The sequence below is a fragment of the Lentzea albida genome (assembly GCF_900111005.1).
GTDB lineage: Bacteria > Actinomycetota > Actinomycetes > Mycobacteriales > Pseudonocardiaceae > Lentzea > Lentzea albida.
On sequence record NZ_FOFV01000011.1, the window covers coordinates 272,562 to 289,860 of the forward strand.

Here is a 17,299-nt window from a genome sequence, read left to right on the forward strand (position 1 = left end):
GTCGAGGACAAGGATGCACCCGCAACCGGTCGTTTGGGTGAGAAATCCGCTCAAACCCGACGTTCGGCGGGTCGGCGTCACCTGTCCGTGGGGCCGGACCTGATCATGCGCAGGAGCGGTGCCCACTGGCGGGCGGTGAGCGCGAGTTCGACGGAGGGCGACTTGCTGTCCCGCAGGCCGACGCCACGCCCCACCTCGACGCAGTTGCCGTCGCTAGCGCTGTAGCTGCTCTTCCGCCACCTGGTCACCACGAGCCTCCTCACCGATGATGCTGGTGATCAGCTTCCTCGTTTCGACCTCGTCCAACGCCGTCCGGTCGAGTGACTTGAGGACGGTCTCGTAGCGGTCGACAGAAGCTTGATCTTCGAGGAAGACGTTAGCCCCTTCGCTCTCGACGTAGACGATCTCCGGGATCTTCTTGAACTTCAGGCGGTCGAAGTCGCCCGCGAGTCCGGCGTGCGGCCCGAACGCGGTCGGGATCAGGCGAATAGTGAGATAGGGCCGCACGGACAGCCGCAGCAGGTGGTGGAGTTGTTCCCCCATCACGCCGGCGTCGCCGACGGGCAGTCGCAGGGCCTGCTCGTGCATGAAGATCTTGACGGCCCGGCTGCCGTCGAGCACTGCCGTCTGACGCACGACCCGGTTCTCGACCAGCACGCGCGCCTCGGGTTCATCGAGCGGCTTGGCCAGCCCGAGGTGCCAGGTGTAGTCGGGCACCTGCAGAAGGCCGTGGACGACGTTCATCGACCAGCCGGTGATGTCCGACGCGATCTTTTCGTGTTCTCGCAAGGTGCGGTTCGGGGCGCCAGAACCGGTGGGCTGCAACCAATCCCGGATGTGGGCGTCGTGGTGCAACGCCATCAGGTGGTCGCATTCGGCGGGAGGTGTGCGCAGCAGGCCCAGCAGCTTGGCCAGGTCGACGTCGCTCACGCCTTCCTTGCCGTTGACCAGTTCCGAGACCTTGGCCTCCTGCCAGCCGAGCAACTCCGCCGCGGCCCGGTTGGTCAGGTCGGCCGCCCGCAGCAGCGCTCGCATCGCGTCACCGAATTCGCGGCCGCGCACCGTTGATCTCCGCAAAGGCATGCGGAACAAGGTAGGGGCGCTTTTCCGTTTGGCTCCACTCATTCCCCGCAGGTCAACCTGAAAGAATGCTGTTTGGACGATTTCCAAAGCTCACGGGGCGACTGCGCGGCGCACGCTGTCACGCAGGAACTCGCGCCGGCGTTCGTGGGTCTCCGCGGGCTCGCCTGCAAACGCCGCGTACACGTTGCTGACCGGGGACCACGCCATCGACATCGCGATCACCATGGCCATCACGTCGAACGGGTCGCCGCCGCGCACGAGGCCGTTCGCCTGGGCCTCCGAGATCGCCTGGAGCTTCTGCGCGTCGAGGCGGTCGGCCACCAGGTGGCCGGTGGGCCGGCGTTCCAGGCGCGTCCAGGTGGCGAGCCGGATGAGCTCGGGGTTCTCCAGGTACTCGTCGTAGAGGCGGACCGCCCAGTCCGCGAGGTCGGTGGCGTCGATGGGGACGACGTCGACGATGCGTTTCAGCGAGGCGAAGAAGATCGCGTCGAACAGGCCGTCCTTGTTGCCGAAGTAGGCGTAGAGCTGGGCCTTGTTGGTGCGTGCCGCGGCGACGATCCGTTCGACGCGGGCCCCGGCGATGCCGTGTTCGGCGAACTCCAGGGTGGCGACGTCGATGATGCGCTGCCGGGTGGCGGCGCCTCGGGCGGTCAGCTGCTGGTCCGGCATGACGGACACCTTACCTACAGACCAGTCGGTTTACTTTGCCGCCGAGGAGGGCTAGCGTGAAATAGACCGAACAGTCTGTTTGAAGGAGCGTCATGCGAAGCACCACCGGCTGGCAGGCCCACGGCACCGAGCTGCGCCAGGTGCCGCTCTCCCGGCGTGACCTGCGGCGCGACGACATCGCGGTGCGCGTCGACTTCTGCGGGGTCTGCCACACCGACCTGCACTCCCTGCGCGGGCACGACGGTGAGGGCGTCCTCGTGCCGGGACACGAGTTCACGGGTGTCGTGACCGAGGTCGGTCCGGACGTGACGGTGTTCCGGGCCGGCGATGCCGTGGCCGTTGGCAACATCGTCGACTCCTGTGGCACATGCTCGATGTGTGAGGCGGGCCAGGAGAACTTCTGCCGTGAGTTCCCGACGCTCACCTACGGCGGCAAGGACCGTCACGACGGGACGACGACTCTCGGCGGCTACTCACGCGAGTACGTCGTGCGGGAGAAGTTCGCCTATCCCCTGCCGTCCGGGCTGGACCCGGCTGCCGCGGCACCGTTGATGTGCGCGGGGATCACCGTGTGGGAACCGATGCGCGCGCTGAACGTGGGACCGGGTATGCGCGTCGCGGTGGCCGGTCTGGGAGGGCTGGGGCACCTCGCGGTGAAGATCGCGGCGGCGCTCGGGGCCGAGGTGTCGGTCGTGAGCCGGTCGGCGGAGCGGGCGAAGGACGCGTTCCGGCTGGGGGCGAGCGGTGTCGTCGTCTCCACCGACCCGGAGAGCGCGGCCGCGGCGCGGGACTCGTTCGACGTCCTCGTCGACACGATCCCCGTGGCCCACGACCTCGCTCCCTACCTCGCGCTGGTGGCCGTCGACGGGACGTTGACGCAGGTCGGGTACCTCGGCAGCGTCACGGTGGAGACGATGGACCTGCTCGCCGGGCGCAAGAAGCTGAGCTCCGGTGGCAGCGGCGGCCTTCCCGCCACCGCCGCCATGCTGGAGTTCTGCGCCGCCCACGGGATCACCGCCGACGTCGAGGTGCTGCCGTCGAAGCGGGTGGGCGAGGCGCTCGAGCGACTGGACCGCGGTGACGTCCGGTACCGCTTCGTGCTCGACCTGTCCGACCTCGACTGACGGGTTCACGCGACGGGTCCGAGCAGGAAGCCGCCGTCCGCGAGCAGTTCGGACCCGGTCGCGAACCGCGCCTGGTCGGACGCGGCGAACAGGACGAGGTCCGCGATCTCCTCGGGACTGGCCTGGCGTGGAATCGCGAAGCTGTCGACGGGCACGAGTTCCTCGCCGTCGGGGCCGTAGGCGAGCGGTGTGCCGATGATGCCGGGGTGCACGGCGTTGACGCGGATGCCGTCGCGGGCCAGTTCCTTTGGCGGTCACCGTGACGACCGGGTCCCGCGCCGGCTCAGTCCTCGCCGAGCGGAGTCGCCTTCCTCCCTGCCGCGAGGAGCTCGGCGACCTCGCAGGCCATGACGATCAGGGCGTCGAGCCGATCGGCGACGCGCACGTCGGTGAAGGTGAAGCACGCGACGCCGTCGCGGATGTCCACAGCGGGCGACGTGCACGACGTGAGCTGCGCGAACACCTTCCTGCCCGTGTCTGTTGACAGAAGCGGTTCCAGGCTGCCCAGGACCCTGTAGCGCCGCGAACCCGGGATCCGGCTCAGCATCAGGTTCCCGTGCAGCTCCGGCACGTCCACCACCAGCACGAGACCGGGAAGGACGGCCCGACTGACCGCGACGCCCTGGTAGATCGTGTCAGGCATGGACGCCGTGAAAACGGCGACCCGCACCGTCCGTCCGCCGTGGGTACCCGCCATCGCCGCGTGCCGTGTCCGCTCGGCCTCGTCCATCCGCCCGGCCGGCACGTCCTCGTCGTCGGGCATCCATCGCCAGCCGGGCTTGCCGACGTGGCGTTCGAGCGCGTCGATCGCCGCCACACGGGAGCGCGTCCGGTTGTTGCGCTGCAGGACGTCGATCAACGAATGCACGGCCGCCAGAATCGCGAACAAGCCCACGACACACGCCAGGGACAGCAAGAAACCCATGCGCCCTCCAGAAGCATCCGCTCTGCGCGTCTCCCGTCGGGAGCACAAGCATTCGACAACACGGGCAGTCTGGATGGCGGCCACCGGTGTGGAGATCACCAGGATGGCCTACCGAGGTGAGCCCGCGGTATCGGCGGCGGCCACCGCAGTGGTGCCGGCCTCGGTGGACCGCTGGACCAGCGCTGTCCCGAGCGCTCCGGACGCGCCGGTGACGAGCACGGTCTTGCCGGTGAAGTCGACCGTGGTGGACTCCTTCTCAGTGGACGAGCGCGTCGTCGGCGTCGGTGGAGTGGGCGAGGTCGCGGGCGGACTCGAGGGCGTCGAGCCGCCCGCGCAGGGCGGCGGTCCCGAGGGCGTAGGCGTCGGAGCCGAGCGTCAGCCGCAGCGGTGCCTCGGGCCGGTCGGCGGCGGCGATGATCGCGGCGGCGATCTTGGCCGGGTCGCCGGGCGTGGGCAGCGCGGATAGTTCGCCGGAGATGACGCGGCGCAGGGAGCCGGACGGGCCGTCGGCGTAGGCGGGCAGCGCGTCGCCGATCGCGAACGCACCGGTGCCGAAGTTGGTGCGGGCCATGCCGGGCTCGACCAGCGTCACGCCGATGCCGAACGGCGCGAGCTCCGCGGCGGCCGACTCGATGAAGCCCTCGATGCCCCACTTGGTGGCGTGGTAGAGGCTCATGGCGGGGAACGCGATCTGGCCGCCGATGCTCGCGATCTGCACGAACCGGCCTCCGCCCTGGGCGCGCAGGTGCGGGGTGGCGGCGCGGACGAGCTGGATCGACGCCGTCAGGTTCGTGGCGATCTGGCGGTCGATCTGCTCGTCGCTCAGCTCCTCCACCGCGCCGAACAGGCCGTAGCCGGCGTTGGACACCACGACGTCGATCCGGCCGAGCTCGGCGAACGCGCGGTCGACGACATCACGCAGCTCGGCGGTGTCGGTGACGTCCAGCCGGGCGCGCCAGAGCGGGTCGCCGTGGCGCTCCGCCAGGTCGTCGAGGGACTCCAGGCGGCGTGCGATGGCGGCGACGCGGTCCCCTCGGTCGAGCAGCTGCTCGGCGAGGTGGCGGCCGAAGCCGGAGGACGTCGCGTTTGCTCAGGCGTGCTAAATTTTGCTCATGCGAGCAAAGTCCGTGACCGAGCAGGCCCGGCGGGCGCAGATCGTGGCGGCGGCGATCGCCACGATCGCGGAGCTGGACTACGCGGAGACGTCGTTCAAGGCGATCGCGGCGCGTGCGGGGCTGAGCAGCACGGGGCTGATCTCGTACCACTTCAGGAACAAGCAGGAACTCGTCGACGTGGTGTTCGCGGACGTCTTGGAGCGCTTTCAAGAGTTCGTGCGCGCTCGGATGGGTCAGGCCGGAGCGCGTGAGGAGTTGCGGGCGTTCCTGGTCGCCAACATCGCCTTCCTGCGCGAGCACCGTGCGGACATGGTGGCGTTCCTGCGGATCAGGGCCAACGCGGCGGTGACGGACGGGGGCATCGCCGATTCCGATCGCGCGGGGCTCGCCGACCTGCTCAGGCAGGGCCAGCAGGCCGGCGAGTTCCGCGCGTTCGACCCGGACGTGATGGCGGTGTTCGTGCTCGCGATGCGCAACGGCGTCGTGCTGCGGTCCGGGTCACTCGACCTCGACGTCTGCGAGAGGGAGTTGGTCGCGGCCGTCGACCTGATGACGAGGAGTTGATCGCCGTGCGTCGGGGCACGTTGTTGATCGCCGCGGTGCTGCTGCTCAGCGCCTGCGGGAAGGGGGAAGCCATGCCGCCGGACGTCGTCACGACCGACACCGGGCAGGTCAAGGGGGAACAGCGCGACGGGCACCTGCGGTTCCAGGGCGTTCCGTACGCCCGCGCGGCCCGGTGGGAACCGCCGGTGCGGGCGGCGTCGTGGAGCGGGGTGCGGGACGCCTCACAGCCCGGAAGTCCGTGTCCGCAGGTCGGATCGAGCTACTCGGAGACGAAGAGCACGAACGAGGACTGCCTGTTCGCCAACGTCACGACGCCGTCCGTGCACGGCCGCAAGCCGGTGCTGGTGTGGGTGCACGGCGACGGCGCGATCGGCGCGGGCCACTACTTCGACGCGGAACGCCTTGCCCGGCAGGGCGACGTCGTCGTGGTGACGTTCAACTACCGCATGGGCGTCTTCGGCGGCTTCGGCCTGCCGGGTCTCGCACACTCCGGCGAGTTCGGCCTGCTCGACCAGCGGGCGGCCTTGGAGTGGGTCCAACGGAACATCTCCGGTTTCGGCGGCGATCCGGGCAACGTGACGTTGTTCGGGGTGTCGTTCGGCGCGACGACCGTGGGCGCACACCTGATCGGGCGTGAGCCGTTGTTCCACAAGGCGATCATGCACAGCTCGTTCACGCTGGTGGACGTGCCGAAGGAAGCCTGGTTCCCGGGCCTGGAGGCACTGCCGTCGCTCGCGTGGCGGCCGGTGCCGGAGATCCAGGCGATCGGCTCCCAGATCAGTTCCGAACTGGGGTGCGCCGACGTCGAGTGCCTCCGGCAGCTGCCCGTGGAGAAGCTGCTCGACCATCCGCAGATCATGAACATCTTCCAGCCCGTCGGCTACGACGGTGCGCTGCTCCCCCGCCCGCCGGCCGAGTCGTTGGAGGCGGGCGAGTTCGCGGACGTGCCGATCCTGGCCGGGGCGACCCGCGACGAGCACAACAGCTTCGTCGGCCTGTTCCGCCCGGACCCGATGTCCGCCGAGGACTACTCGCGGCTGCTGCGGGAGGCGTTCCCCGACCGCGCGGTTGAGATCGAGCGCGAGTACCCGCTCAGCGCGTTCGCGTCGCCGAAGCAGGCGTGGGCCCGCGTGCTGACGGACCGCATGTGGGCACGTTCGACGTTCCAGCAGAACACGCTCTACGCGAAGAAGGCGTCCGTCTACGCGTTCGAGTTCGCTGACCCCAATGCGTTCACGGACCCGTCCGTCCCGCCTGAGCTGCACGGCGCGAACCACTCGTCCGACATCGACTACCTGTTCCCGGACTCCGGCTTCGCCAAGGACCGGGGACTGTCCGACCACATGATCAAGGCGTGGACGGACTTCGCCCGCGGTGGTTCGCCGGGGTGGCCTCGGTTCTCGGAGGGGCAGTACGTGCAGTCGCTGGCACCGGGGGCGATCGGGCCGGTCGACTACGCGGCGGAGCACAGACTGGGGTTCTGGAACTAGGCACGGCGGCGGCTCGCTACCCTGGACCACGTGCCAGGCACCCGCAGCTCGCGAACCCGCGCGTATCTCGCGCGGGTCTTCGCCGTGCTCGCGCTGGTCGCCGGCGTCGCGATGATGCAGGGCACTCCGTGCGAGTCGGAGTTCGCCTGGACCGCGCAGTGCCCGACGTCCACCACGTCCTCGATCGCCTACGTGGCCGACGACGTGGACACGGGGTCGGCCATGCTCGACGGGATCCTGGTCGCGGGGTGCTGCCTGGTGGTGGCGCTCGCCGTGCTGATCGGGTTCGCCGTGCTGCGGCGCACCGGCTCGTTCGCACTGGCCCAGGTCCGCCTGCCCTCGGTGCCGTCTCCCCCTTCACGCCGGCTGGAAGTGCGGCTGGCGCAGCTCTGCGTGCTGCGCGCCTAGACCGAACCCGTAGTTCGGTCCTCTTCCCGACGCCACACGTGGAGTTCTGCCATGTCCAAGAACGCTCGTCTGTCCCTGGTCATCATCGCCGTCGTGGCGGTGGTGGTCGGTGTGTTCCTCCTGTTCGGCCGCAACGACACCACCGCGGCACCCCAAGCACAGAACGGCAAGGTCACCGTCGTCGAGTACCTCGACCTCGAATGCCCGTCCTGCCGCGCCGCGTTCCCGAGCGTGGAGCGCCTCAAGACCGAGTACGGCGAGCGGGTAACGTTCGACGTGCGGCACTTCCCGATCCCGAGTCACCGCAACGCCGAACTGGCCGCGGTCGCCGTCGAGGCGGCGGGCGCACAGGGCAAGCGGGACGACATGTTCCGGATGATGTTCGACGCCCAGCAGGAGTGGGGCGGGCAGCAGACGTCGCAGCGCGCGGTGTTCGTCGGGTTCGCGCAGCAGCTCGGGCTCGACCAGGCCGCGTTCGAGAAGGCGCTGGACGACCCGGCGTTGCGGGAGCGGGTGCTGGCGCAACGGACCGAGGGCAGCAAGGCCGGGGTCACGGGCACGCCGACGTTCTTCATCAACGGCACGAAGTTCACCGGCGCGCCCTCCTACGACAAGCTGAAGGCCGCGATCGACGAGGAGCTCTCGTGAACCGGATCGTCGCCTGGGTGCTGGCCGTCGGCGGGTTCGTCGGGCTGGTCGCCTCGTTCGTGCTGACGGTCGAGAAGATCGCGCTGCTCAAGGACCCGTTCTACGTGCCGACGTGCAGCATCAACCCGGTGCTGAGCTGTGGCTCGATCATGAAGACCGAGCAGGCCGAGCTGTTCGGGTTCCCGAACCCGCTGATCGGCATCGCGGGCTTCGCGGTGGTGACGACGCTGGGTGTGCTGCTGCTCGCCGGCGTGGAGCTGCCGTCGTGGGTGTGGATCGGGCTGCAGGTCGGGACGACGTTCGGCGTGCTGTTCGTGCACTGGCTGATCGTCCAGTCGCTGTACGAGATCGGCGCGCTGTGCCCGTACTGCATGGTCGTGTGGGCGGTGACGATCCCGATCTTCTGGTACACGACGCTGCGCAACATCCGGCCGACGTTCCAGTACCACAGCGTCGTGCTGATCCTGTGGTACCTGCTGATCGCGGCCGGGGTGTTGCAGGCGTTCTGGTTCTACTGGTCGTCGTTGTTCTAACGCGACCCGGCGGCCACCAGCCTCGCGGAGAGGGGTTCGAGCTCGGCGACCAGTTCGTCGAGCTCAGCCGCTGGCAACGCCTCGTACGGCGGCGCGGCCAGCTCGTCGGTGAGCGCTTCGAGCCGTGCCTGAATCTCGCGCCCGAGGTCGGTGAAGTGGCCGTCGGCGGTGACGAGCCCGCGTGTGCGCAGGCCGTTCATGACCTCGGCCAGGCGTTTCTTCGGCAGGTGGTGGACGCGGCCGAACGACTCGGGTGGGTGGATGCCCATCGCGATCGCGGAGACGATGTGCGCCTCCGTGCCGCCGATGCCGAGGCTGACGAGCGCCGCCACGTGCACGTCGCCGCGGTGTTCGCGCAGCATCGTGGCGGAATGCCACAGCCGGGTGACCGGGTCGGTCGGGATGTCCAGCGTCCGCATGCCCGCGTACATCACCCGTCCCGCCGTGGGCGCGCTGACCGCGGCCTTCGTGGTGAGGTCGGCCGCGCGCACCAGGCCCGGTGAGGAGGCCAGGTCGTCCAGGATCCGCCGGAGAGCGGCGGCGGACGCGCGTTGCCACGCGGCGAGGGAGACCTCCGGCGGGATCGTCTCCCACGCGCTGGGGATGTGCCGGGCCGCCTCGCCCTCGGCGAAGCTGTAGAACGCCGCGTGCACGACCTCGGCCGGCACCCGGCCCAGTGGTGCGGCACGGCTCGCGAAGTAGCCGTCCCAGTAGGTGCGGTGGCCGAGCGCGGCCATCTCCTCGTTGATCTCGTCGGCGAAGTAGGTGACGAGGCAGATCGGCTCCAGGAGCTCGAACATGCGACGAGCGGTGCGCGACATGGCGCTCATCGTATGGATCTAGACCTGCTTCACGGCGCCCAAAGCCGGACGCAACGAGTCGATCCCGGTGAAGTGGTGCCCGCGCATCCCCACGAGCTCGGCGGCCCGCACGTTCTCCAGGCGGTCGTCCACGAACAGGATGTCGTCGTCGCCCAGCGCGTCGCGGCACCACTCGAACGCGGCGCGGTCCGGCTTGGCGTGGCCAATGCGGCACGAGAACGCGCACAGCTCGAACAGCTCGAGCCACGCGTAGGTGCGTTCGAAGTGCCGGGCGAGGTCCTCGGGGATGTTGGACAGCAACGCGATGCGCCGGTCCGCGTTGTGCAGCTCGTGCAGCAGCGCCACCATCTCGTAGTCGACGCGGCTCCAGCTCGCCACGTCCTGCTCGACCAGCGGCGGGTGGCCCACGAGCGCCCAGTACTCGTCGGCCGTCACGTCGCCGCGGTCGTAGGCGGGGCGGTGCTCCCAGTAGGCGGCCCAGAAGTCCGGTGAGGTGCTCATCGTGTCCATGACCTCGCGGGACTGGTGGCGGGCGATCACCCCGAACATGTCGAACAGCACGATCACGCCGTCACCACCGCCACGCCGGCCGCGGTCAGGCCGTCGTCGCCCGCGGCGTCGGTGACCACGGCGTCGGTGACCACGGCGTCCAGGGAGGACGCCGGGGCCACGTGGGCCAGGGCCGTGCGGGTCAGCTTCGAGGCGTCGACGGCGGCGATGACGCGCCGGGCCGAGGCGATGGCGGTGCGTTTCACCGAGGCGTCCTCCAGGTCGAACGCGGTCAGGCCGTGCTCGGCGGACAGGCCGCAGCAGCCGATCACGGCGGTGTCGAAGCGCAGCGCCTGCAGCGAGGCGAGCGCCAGCGGCCCGGTCAGGGCCAGCTCACCGGGGCGGGGGCGGCCACCGGGCACCAGCAGCGTCACCGACGACGAGGACGACAGCGCGTTCACCGAATGCAGGGACAACGGCATGACCGTCACGCGCCGGTCGTGCAGCAGGCGGGCCACCTCGAGGCACGTGGTGCCGCTGTCGAGGACCACCGACTCGCCGTCCGCGATCAGGCCGGCGACGACGGCGGCGATGCGGCGCTTGGCGTCCGTGTTCTCGTCCGAGCGCAGTGCGAACGGGGGTTCGGAGCCGCGCAGCAACAGGCTGCGCGCGCCGCCCCGGTAGCGTTCGAGGACGCCCTGGGCGGCGAGGACCTCCAGGTCACGGCGGATGGTCATCTCGGAGGCGCCGGTCAGCGCCGCCAGTTCCGCGACACCGAGGGAGCCCGCGTCGCGCACCGCCTCGGAGATCTGCTTCAGTCGGGACACGATCGCGATTGAACAACAGTGATGTGCGAAACTCAACCTTTCGAACAAGCGAGACGTTAGTTAGCTTGAGCATGTGAGCGCTCTCAAGGCCGCGCGGGCGGCGACCTTCACGTACTTCGCCCTCAACGGGTTCCTGCTCGGGCTGTGGCTCGTGCACATCCCGACCGTCGAGGACCGCACCGGCATCTCGCACGCCGAGCTCGGCCGGTTGCTGCTGCTGCTCGGGCTGGGCGCGTTCCTCGGCATGCGGGCCGGCGGCAAGGTCACCGACCGCATCGGCGTGAAGCTCATGGTGCCGATCGCGGGTGTCGTGTGCAGCGTGACGGCGTTCCTGCCCGGTGTGGCCGTGAACCAGTGGACGCTCGGTCTGGCGCTGCTCATCTTCGGCTTCGGCAACGGCCTGATCGACGTCACGATGAACGCGCACGCCGTTGTGGTGGAACGGCGCTACAGCCGCCCGGTGATGTCGGCGTTCCACGCGACGTGGTCTCTCGGTGGCGTCGCCGCGGCACTGACCGGCGCACGCACGCTGAGCTGGGAGCTCTCCCCCGCCACCACCCTCGGCGCGGCCGCGGTGCTCGGTGTCGTCGTCAGCCTCGTCACCGCCCGGTTCCTCCTCGACGAGAAGGAAGAGCAGCACGTCGGCGCGCAGACCACGGGCAAGCGCAGGGCCCCGCGCCGGATCTGGATCATGGCGGTGCTCGCCCTGCTGGTCATGCTGAGCGAGGGCGCCGCCAACGACTGGAGCGTGCTGCACCTGCAGGACGTCCTCGGCGCCGCACCGGAGGTCGCCGCCTTCGCCTACGGCGCGTTCGCCACCACGATGACGGTCGGACGGCTGATCGCCGACCGGGTCACCGCGAAGATCGGGCCGATGGCGGTGCTGCGCTGGGGTTCGGCGATCGGCGCGGTGGGCATCGCGACGGCGGCGCTCTCGCCGTACATCTGGCTGGCCCTGGTGGGCTGGGCGATCGCCGGCATCGGCCTGTCGGGCACGGTCCCGCAGCTCTTCAGCGCCGCGGGCCACTTCGAGCCGGGTGCCGCGGCGGCCAACGTCTCGCGCGTGGCCGGGCTCGGTTACCTCGGCGTGCTGGCCGGACCGGCCGTGATCGGCTGGCTGACCCACGTGGTGCCGCTCAACATCGCGTTCCTGCTGCCCGTCGGGTTGTGCCTGGTCGCGGCGTTGTCCGCGGGCGTTCTGCGCGCCACTCCCGCCGAGGACAAGGTGGCGGCGTAAGAATGCGCGCATGGATCTCGCCAGTCTCGACCTGACCACCGCGCACCTGGCCGACGCGTGCATCCGCGCGAACATCCCGGTGCGCACCGCCGTTCTCACGCCGGTCATCCCCGGCACGAAGACCGGTGGCCGCGTCCTGCCCGCCCGGCACGCCGGGAGCGTGGACGTGTTCCTGGAGGCCATCGACCGCAGCCGGCCGGGTGACGTGCTGGTCGTCGACAACGACGGCCGCACCGACGAGGCGTGCGTGGGTGACCTGGTCGTCCTCGAAGCACAGCAGGCCGGGCTCGCCGGCGTGGTCGTCTGGGGACTGCACCGCGACACGCAGGACATCCGCGCGATCGGACTGCCGGTGTTCAGCCTCGGCGCCAACCCGACGGGACCGTTGAGCCTGCGCGACCGTGCGCCGGAGGCCCTCTCGACGGCCGAGGTCGACCAGTGGACCGTCACCTCCGACGACGTCGTGTTCGGCGACGACGACGGCGTGCTGTTCGTGCCTGCCTCGGACGTCGACGCGCTGATCGAGAAGGCACGAGGAATCCGGGACGTCGAACGAGCGCAGGCGGACCGCGTGCGGCAGGGTGAGTCCCTGCGCGCCCAGCTCCGGTTCGGCGAGTACCTCGCGAGCGGACTCACCTTCCGCGAGCACCTGCGCAAGATCGGCGGCGCCGTCGAGGAGTGAGGCCATGACCATCGCGGACAGGTACCGGGCCCGTGCGGACGCGTTCGAGCAGAAGATCGCGAACGTGCGCCCGGAGCAGTGGGGTGATCCGTCGCCCTGTGCGAAGTGGACGGCCCTGGAGGTCGTCGACCACGTCATCGACATGCACGGCGTGATGCTCGGCGAGGCGATCCCCCGCACCGAGGACCCGCTCGCGGATTTCCGCGAGGCCCGCCGCCAGGTCCTCGACGCGCTCACCTCGGACCGGGCGAAGACCGAGGTGAGCACACCCGGCGGACCGATGACGCTGGAGGACCACGTCGACCGGGTGGTGAGCGACGACCTGGTGCTGCACGGCTGGGACCTCGCCCGCGCCACCGGCCAGGACGAGACGATCCCCGCCACCGACGTCGAACGCCTCTGGGCCACCGCGACCGCCGTGCCGCCCGAGCTGATGGAACGCTTCCGCACACCCGGCGCGTTCGGTCCCGGCATCGAGGTCTACGGCGCCGAGGTGCCGGTGCCGGAGGACGCCCCGCTGCAGGACCGGCTGCTCGGGTATGTGGGCCGGGACCCCGTGTCGAAAGATCCCTGAGCACTTCGACGGTTCCGCAAAAGGCCGCTGAAAGGAACCACGGACATGGACTGGACCCTGGAAGTCGTCGTCGTGCCGGTGTCGGACCTCGACCGCTCGAAGCGCTTCTACTCCGAGCAGCTCGGCTTCACCGTCGACCACGACACGACCTTCGGTGAGGACACACGGATCATGCAGCTCACGCCACCCGGCTCCGGCTGCTCGATCGTGATGGGCAAGGGCATCGTCAAGGGCGAGCCGGGCACGCTCAAGGGCGTGCAGCTCGTCGTCTCCGACCTGGAGAAGGCCCGCGCGCAACTGCTCGAGCGCGGCGTCGAGGTCGGCGAGATCGTGCGCATGAACGAGGCGGACGGAGGGTCGTTCCTGTTCTTCGACGACCCGGACGGCAACAGCTGGGCCGTGCAGGAGATCAAGGCCCGCGGTACCGGTGGGGAGTGGAAGTGAAGTACATGCTGGTCAGCTACGGCGGCAGCCAGGAGGACTGGGAGGGCCTCGCCGCCTGGTCGGACGAGGACATGCACCGCATGATCGCCTACATGCGCGACCTGGACGCCGAGCTGCGCGCCTCCGGTGAGCTGCTGCAGTCCGAGGGGCTCAGCGGTCCGGCGCGGGCGTTCGTGGTGCGGGGCAGCGACTCCGGTCCGGTCGTGGTGGACGGTCCGTTCGCGGAGTCCAAGGAGGTCATCGCCGGGTACTGGGTGGTCGACGTCGACAGCGAGGAACGCCTGCTGGAGATCGCGCAGAAGGCGTCGGCCTGTCCCGGGCCGGGCGGGAAGCTGCTGAACCAGCCGATCGAGGTGCACCCGATCATGAGCGCGCCCGACGTGGACCCGGAGACGCTGGCGCCGTACCAGAAGTAGCGGTGAGGGGGCCGGTGCGCACCGGCCCCCTCACCGGTGATCACTTCAGGTCGTACGCGCGCAGGATCGTCTGCTGGACGTCACCGCCCGCGTCCGCCGCCCGTGCCTTGAACGACACGTTCTTGGCGCCGTGCGGGTGGACCAGCGTGACCTGCCAGCCCGCCTTGGTCTTGCGCAGCGACACCGGCTTCCACGTCTTGCCCTCGTCGTAGGACACCTGCACGGCGGGCGCCTTGACGTTCGTGACGGGGCCCGTTCCGTTGCGCTCCACCGTGATCGGCACGGTGAGGACGCGTGCGGCGCGGTTGCGGTCGTCGAGCTGCGGCGTGAACCGCACGGCGAGCAACGGCACCGACTGGTACAGGTCACCGGGCACGTGCTCGGAGTAGAACGACCAGTCCGTGGTGACCTTCGACGACTGCGAGTCGCGGGTCGCCTCGGTGTGCACGGTGTAGCGCTTCCTCTCCGCCGGCGCGTCCGGGATGTAGGCGTAGCCGGACTCGGGCTGGTCGGAGATGACCTTGCCGTCGACGGTGACGGTGGTGCGGCCGGTGCTCGTGCTGAAGCCGTACATGCCCTGGGCGCTGTGCAGGGGCACGTCGAGGCGCAGCACGTTGCCGACGCGTCCGGCGAAGCGCACGGTGCCCGGCTGGTGCGGCACGCCGGGGCCGTAGACGGCGCTGTTCCAGTGCTCGGTGGTGGTGCGGCCGAGCTTGAACACGCGCGGCGCGATGGAGAACTGCGAGCCGAGGCTCGGGTACTCGCCGAGCTTCACGAACTCGGTGAGCGCGCCGTCCCACTCGACACCGGGCGTGTAGAACTCCTTGAGCCGCAACGGCAACGGGCCGGAGGCGCCGCTGTCGCGCTGGCCGACCGACCCCGGTACGCGGGCGTGCGTGACCGAGTCGACGCGGGCGAGCTCGCGGTCCTTCACCGAGCGCTGCACGGTCGCGGGCACGCGGGTCTTCTCGCCGATGCGCACGTGGTACTGGTACGGGCTGCCGTCGAACGTGCCGTTGGCGTCCGGCTTGGCCAGCACCGACTCCGCGTAGAACTCGAACGTCGGCCACGAGGTCTTCGACGGCACGACGCGGACGTAGTCGAACGAGTTCAGGTACCAGGTCCCGCCGGTCTGGCCCCAGGGCGCCTGCATCAGGAACCCGAGGCCCGCGGTGGCCGCCTTCGCGTCCTTCGCCTCGATCGCGATGCCGGGCTGGTTGCCCTGGCGCGCGTCGAACACGACCTCGGCGTTGCCCGTGACGTCGAGCGCGGGTTCGGTCAGGGTCGTGATCAGGCTCTTGGCCGGGTCGGGGTCGCGCGTGCTGATCGTGCCGTCGAGGAAGTACTTCCCCTTGGGCAGGCGCTGCACGAGCGTGCCGGACGGGTCGTAGCGGAAGTACGCCTGCGGCTGGTCCAGGCTGACGAACCGGTAGTCGTAGTACTGCGTCGGCGCGCCGTTGTTGTCGAGGAACGTGAGCTTGAGGTCGTAGCTCTCGACCTCCTTCACGACACCGATCGGCACGCGCACGCCGTCGGAGGACAGGACCACCGCGCCGTAGATGCCGTCCGGCACGGCCGCCTTCGTGTCGGCGGTGACGGTGGCGTCCGCGCTGCCCCCTGCGGGAACGGTGAGCTTCGCGGGCGAGACGCTGAACAGGCCGGCGCCCGCGGGCTTGACCTCGGTGACGCTCAGGTCGAGCGTCACGTCGGACGTACCGGTGTTGCGGTAGGTCAGCTTCTGCGTGATGGGCTGGTCGTCGTCGTGCGGCCACAACGCGGTGCCCAGCGAGAGGCTGCCGTGGTTCGTGGAGACCCCGGTGGAGACGGCGCGGTTCACGTCGAGGCGCCCGGCGCCCTGCTCGTAGATCGAGAGCGACGGGTTGGGCTTGGCGCTGTTCATCAGCGCGGCCTTGATGTCCTCGGCCTTCCACGTCGGGTTCTTCGACGCGACGATCGCCGCTGCCCCGGCCACGTGCGGCGTGGCCATCGACGTGCCGGACAGCGAGACGTGCCCCTCGTCGACGGGCGTGCCGATCTGGCCGTTCTTGGCCTTGGCGGCCACGATGTCGACGCCCGGCGCGGTGATGTCGGGCTTGACGGCGTTGTTCACCCAGCGCGGGCCGCGGGAGGAGAACTCGGCGAGGCTGTCGTCCCGGTTGACGGCGCCGACGGTGAGGGCGGCGTCGGCGGCGGCGGGTGAGCCGATGGTGCCGCCGGAGTTGCCCGCGGCCACGACGAACAGCGCGCCGGTCTGCTCGGTGATGCGGTTGAGCGCGAGCGACATCGGGTCGGTGCCCTCGTCGGGCCACGAGCTGCCGAGGCTCATGTTGATGATCTTGGCCTTGGTCGCGGCCCACTCCATGCCGGCGATGATGTCGCTCTCGCGGCCGCCGCCGTAGTCGCCGAGGACCTTGCCGTTCACGACCTTGGCGTCGGGCGCGATGCCCTTGTACTTGCCGTCGCCGGTCACGGTGGACGCGACGTGCGTGCCATGGCCGTGGCGGTCGTCGGTGGTGTCGCTGTCGGAGAAGTTCTTCGACTCCACGACGGCGCCCGCGAGGTCCGGGTGGGTCTCGTCGACGCCGGTGTCGAGGACGGCGACGGTGACGTCCTTGCCGGTGAAGCCCTTCTCCCACGCCTGCGGTGCGCCGACCTGCGCGGCGCTGCGGTCCAGGGACGCGGTCACCTTGCCGTCGAGCCAGATCCTGCCGCTGCCCGCGGCCCGTGCCCCGGCCCAGAAGGAGCCGTCCTTGCCGACCGTGATCGCGTGCGCGCCGATGCTCGGCAACGACTCGGCGCCCGCCGCGCTGATCGCCTGCCCCTGCACGATCAGCGGGATGGTCCTGCTCGCCTTGTCGTCGTAGCCGGATCTGGCGAGCAGCGAGACGTCGAAGAGCCGCTCGTCCAGTTCGCCGGAGTTGAGCCGGTCCTGGGCGTCGAGCGGGACGACGTGCAGGTCGCCTCTCGGGTCCTTGAACGAGCGAAACCCGACGTTCTCCCTGCCTTTGGCACCTCGGGCATGGACCCTGCCGTTGCTGACGGTGATCTCGTCACCGGTGACGAGCGTGACCTTGGTGGTCAGTCCCTCTGCCACGACCGCCTGTTCCCGCGGTGCCGCCGAAGCAGGAACGGCTGCCGTGGCGGCCACCACGACAGCCGTCAGCCCGGCGGCGATGTGTGATCGTTTCAACGCGAATTCCCCTAGTTCACTGAAGAAGGAATAGCCCTCAGTGACTAAGACACTCCGGTC

The 17,299-nt window shown here is 69.9% G+C and carries 20 protein-coding genes and 1 pseudogene; 11 read left to right on the top strand and 10 right to left on the bottom strand.

All coding sequences use genetic code 11. The annotated features are described in order from the left end of the window. Window positions 1–77: 77 nt before the first annotated feature. The 3 genes from BMY74_RS26760 to BMY74_RS26770 are packed head-to-tail and all read right to left on the bottom strand — an operon-like array spanning window position 78 to window position 1,752. Window positions 78–248, bottom strand: coding sequence for a DUF397 domain-containing protein (locus BMY74_RS26760; RefSeq protein ID WP_245786378.1), 171 nt, complete (start codon window positions 246–248; stop codon window positions 78–80). Beyond that, window positions 214–1,170: a helix-turn-helix domain-containing protein gene (locus tag BMY74_RS26765; protein ID WP_143091716.1), complete on the bottom strand. Its 957-nt coding sequence runs from the start codon at window positions 1,168–1,170 to the stop codon at window positions 214–216. Before BMY74_RS26765 ends, BMY74_RS26760 begins: the two co-directional genes overlap by 35 nt. 3 nt (window positions 1,171–1,173) lie before the next feature. Further along, window positions 1,174–1,752, bottom strand: coding sequence for a TetR/AcrR family transcriptional regulator (locus tag BMY74_RS26770; protein WP_089920946.1), 579 nt, complete (start codon window positions 1,750–1,752; stop codon window positions 1,174–1,176). A gap of 92 nt (window positions 1,753–1,844) precedes the next feature. Here BMY74_RS26770 and BMY74_RS26775 point away from each other — a divergent pair, with 92 nt between their 5' ends. Beyond that, window positions 1,845–2,876, top strand: coding sequence for an NAD(P)-dependent alcohol dehydrogenase (locus BMY74_RS26775; RefSeq protein ID WP_089920791.1), 1,032 nt, complete (start codon window positions 1,845–1,847; stop codon window positions 2,874–2,876). Between the two features lie 5 nt (window positions 2,877–2,881). On the opposite strand, the gene BMY74_RS26780 is transcribed toward BMY74_RS26775, so the two are convergent. From BMY74_RS26780 to BMY74_RS26790, 3 genes and pseudogenes are all read right to left on the bottom strand, one after another. Next, on the bottom strand, window positions 2,882–3,118 hold the full coding sequence (locus BMY74_RS26780; RefSeq protein ID WP_089920793.1) for an SDR family oxidoreductase: 237 nt from the start codon (window positions 3,116–3,118) through the stop codon (window positions 2,882–2,884). A gap of 41 nt (window positions 3,119–3,159) precedes the next feature. Beyond that, entirely contained in the window at window positions 3,160–3,801 is a 642-nt protein-coding gene (locus BMY74_RS26785) for a hypothetical protein (protein WP_089920795.1), read from the bottom strand. Between the two features lie 256 nt (window positions 3,802–4,057). Then, window positions 4,058–4,873: pseudogene (locus BMY74_RS26790) on the bottom strand (SDR family oxidoreductase); the annotation flags it as partial. Between the two features lie 40 nt (window positions 4,874–4,913). Here BMY74_RS26790 and BMY74_RS26795 point away from each other — a divergent pair. Genes BMY74_RS26795 through BMY74_RS26815 form a run of 5 tightly spaced genes read left to right on the top strand, consistent with a single transcriptional unit; the run spans window position 4,914 to window position 8,559 of the window. Beyond that, window positions 4,914–5,480, top strand: a complete 567-nt coding sequence (locus tag BMY74_RS26795) for a TetR/AcrR family transcriptional regulator (protein WP_089920799.1) — start codon at window positions 4,914–4,916, stop codon at window positions 5,478–5,480. Between the two features lie 5 nt (window positions 5,481–5,485). Further along, window positions 5,486–6,970, top strand: a complete 1,485-nt coding sequence (locus BMY74_RS26800) for a carboxylesterase/lipase family protein (RefSeq protein WP_089920948.1) — start codon at window positions 5,486–5,488, stop codon at window positions 6,968–6,970. Window positions 6,971–7,000: 30 nt separating this feature from the next. Further along, window positions 7,001–7,378, top strand: coding sequence for a hypothetical protein (locus BMY74_RS26805; protein ID WP_089920801.1), 378 nt, complete (start codon window positions 7,001–7,003; stop codon window positions 7,376–7,378). 51 nt (window positions 7,379–7,429) lie between these two features. After that, the gene (locus BMY74_RS26810) at window positions 7,430–8,026 is read left to right on the top strand and encodes a DsbA family protein (protein ID WP_089920804.1); all 597 of its coding nucleotides are present in this window, start codon (window positions 7,430–7,432) and stop codon (window positions 8,024–8,026) included. Next, window positions 8,023–8,559: a vitamin K epoxide reductase family protein gene (locus tag BMY74_RS26815; RefSeq protein ID WP_089920806.1), complete on the top strand. Its 537-nt coding sequence runs from the start codon at window positions 8,023–8,025 to the stop codon at window positions 8,557–8,559. The genes BMY74_RS26810 and BMY74_RS26815 overlap by 4 nt, the downstream gene beginning before the upstream one ends. On the opposite strand, the gene BMY74_RS26820 is transcribed toward BMY74_RS26815, so the two are convergent. From BMY74_RS26820 to BMY74_RS26830, 3 genes are read right to left on the bottom strand one after another with little or no spacing between them, the layout of a single operon-like run. After that, window positions 8,556–9,389 (bottom strand): SCO6745 family protein, encoded by an 834-nt coding sequence (locus BMY74_RS26820; RefSeq protein ID WP_425434860.1) that lies wholly within the window; start codon window positions 9,387–9,389, stop codon window positions 8,556–8,558. The genes BMY74_RS26815 and BMY74_RS26820 overlap by 4 nt on opposite strands. A 9-nt stretch (window positions 9,390–9,398) precedes the next feature. Continuing rightward, window positions 9,399–9,947, bottom strand: coding sequence for an HAD-IA family hydrolase (locus tag BMY74_RS26825; protein ID WP_089920810.1), 549 nt, complete (start codon window positions 9,945–9,947; stop codon window positions 9,399–9,401). Next, complete coding sequence (locus tag BMY74_RS26830) at window positions 9,944–10,696, bottom strand: DeoR/GlpR family DNA-binding transcription regulator (protein WP_245786379.1); 753 nt, start codon at window positions 10,694–10,696, stop codon at window positions 9,944–9,946. Before BMY74_RS26830 ends, BMY74_RS26825 begins: the two co-directional genes overlap by 4 nt. A gap of 73 nt (window positions 10,697–10,769) precedes the next feature. Here BMY74_RS26830 and BMY74_RS26835 point away from each other — a divergent pair, with 73 nt between their 5' ends. The 5 genes from BMY74_RS26835 to BMY74_RS26855 are packed head-to-tail and all read left to right on the top strand — an operon-like array spanning window position 10,770 to window position 14,049. Beyond that, window positions 10,770–11,933, top strand: coding sequence for an MFS transporter (locus BMY74_RS26835; protein WP_089920812.1), 1,164 nt, complete (start codon window positions 10,770–10,772; stop codon window positions 11,931–11,933). Between the two features lie 10 nt (window positions 11,934–11,943). Then, window positions 11,944–12,615, top strand: coding sequence for an RraA family protein (locus BMY74_RS26840; RefSeq protein ID WP_089920814.1), 672 nt, complete (start codon window positions 11,944–11,946; stop codon window positions 12,613–12,615). A 4-nt stretch (window positions 12,616–12,619) separates the two neighbouring features. After that, window positions 12,620–13,189 carry a TIGR03086 family metal-binding protein gene (locus BMY74_RS26845; RefSeq protein WP_089920816.1) on the top strand — a complete coding sequence of 190 codons (570 nt, stop codon included), beginning with the start codon at window positions 12,620–12,622 and terminating at the stop codon, window positions 13,187–13,189. 45 nt (window positions 13,190–13,234) lie between these two features. Continuing rightward, complete coding sequence (locus BMY74_RS26850) at window positions 13,235–13,633, top strand: VOC family protein (RefSeq protein ID WP_089920818.1); 399 nt, start codon at window positions 13,235–13,237, stop codon at window positions 13,631–13,633. Window positions 13,634–13,638: 5 nt separating this feature from the next. Further along, entirely contained in the window at window positions 13,639–14,049 is a 411-nt protein-coding gene (locus tag BMY74_RS26855; protein WP_245786386.1) for a YciI family protein, read from the top strand. A gap of 40 nt (window positions 14,050–14,089) precedes the next feature. Here BMY74_RS26855 and BMY74_RS26860 read toward each other — a convergent pair whose 3' ends face one another. After that, the gene (locus tag BMY74_RS26860; RefSeq protein WP_089920822.1) at window positions 14,090–17,239 is read right to left on the bottom strand and encodes a S8 family peptidase; all 3,150 of its coding nucleotides are present in this window, start codon (window positions 17,237–17,239) and stop codon (window positions 14,090–14,092) included. Window positions 17,240–17,299: the final 60 nt, after the last annotated feature.

Bases quoted from the DNA above. Each gene is read 5' to 3' on its own strand.
- BMY74_RS26770 (WP_089920946.1), bottom strand. From the start codon at position 1,752: ATGCCGGACCAGCAGCTGACCGCCCGAGGCGCCGCCACCCGGCAGCGC.
- BMY74_RS26775 (WP_089920791.1), top strand. From the start codon at position 1,845: ATGCGAAGCACCACCGGCTGGCAGGCCCACGGCACCGAGCTGCGCCAG.
- BMY74_RS26785 (WP_089920795.1), bottom strand. From the start codon at position 3,801: ATGGGTTTCTTGCTGTCCCTGGCGTGTGTCGTGGGCTTGTTCGCGATT.
- BMY74_RS26795 (WP_089920799.1), top strand. From the start codon at position 4,914: ATGCGAGCAAAGTCCGTGACCGAGCAGGCCCGGCGGGCGCAGATCGTG.
- BMY74_RS26810 (WP_089920804.1), top strand. From the start codon at position 7,430: ATGTCCAAGAACGCTCGTCTGTCCCTGGTCATCATCGCCGTCGTGGCG.
- BMY74_RS26820 (WP_425434860.1), bottom strand. From the start codon at position 9,389: ATGAGCGCCATGTCGCGCACCGCTCGTCGCATGTTCGAGCTCCTGGAG.
- BMY74_RS26840 (WP_089920814.1), top strand. From the start codon at position 11,944: ATGGATCTCGCCAGTCTCGACCTGACCACCGCGCACCTGGCCGACGCG.
- BMY74_RS26845 (WP_089920816.1), top strand. From the start codon at position 12,620: ATGACCATCGCGGACAGGTACCGGGCCCGTGCGGACGCGTTCGAGCAG.
- BMY74_RS26850 (WP_089920818.1), top strand. From the start codon at position 13,235: ATGGACTGGACCCTGGAAGTCGTCGTCGTGCCGGTGTCGGACCTCGAC.
- BMY74_RS26855 (WP_245786386.1), top strand. From the start codon at position 13,639: ATGCTGGTCAGCTACGGCGGCAGCCAGGAGGACTGGGAGGGCCTCGCC.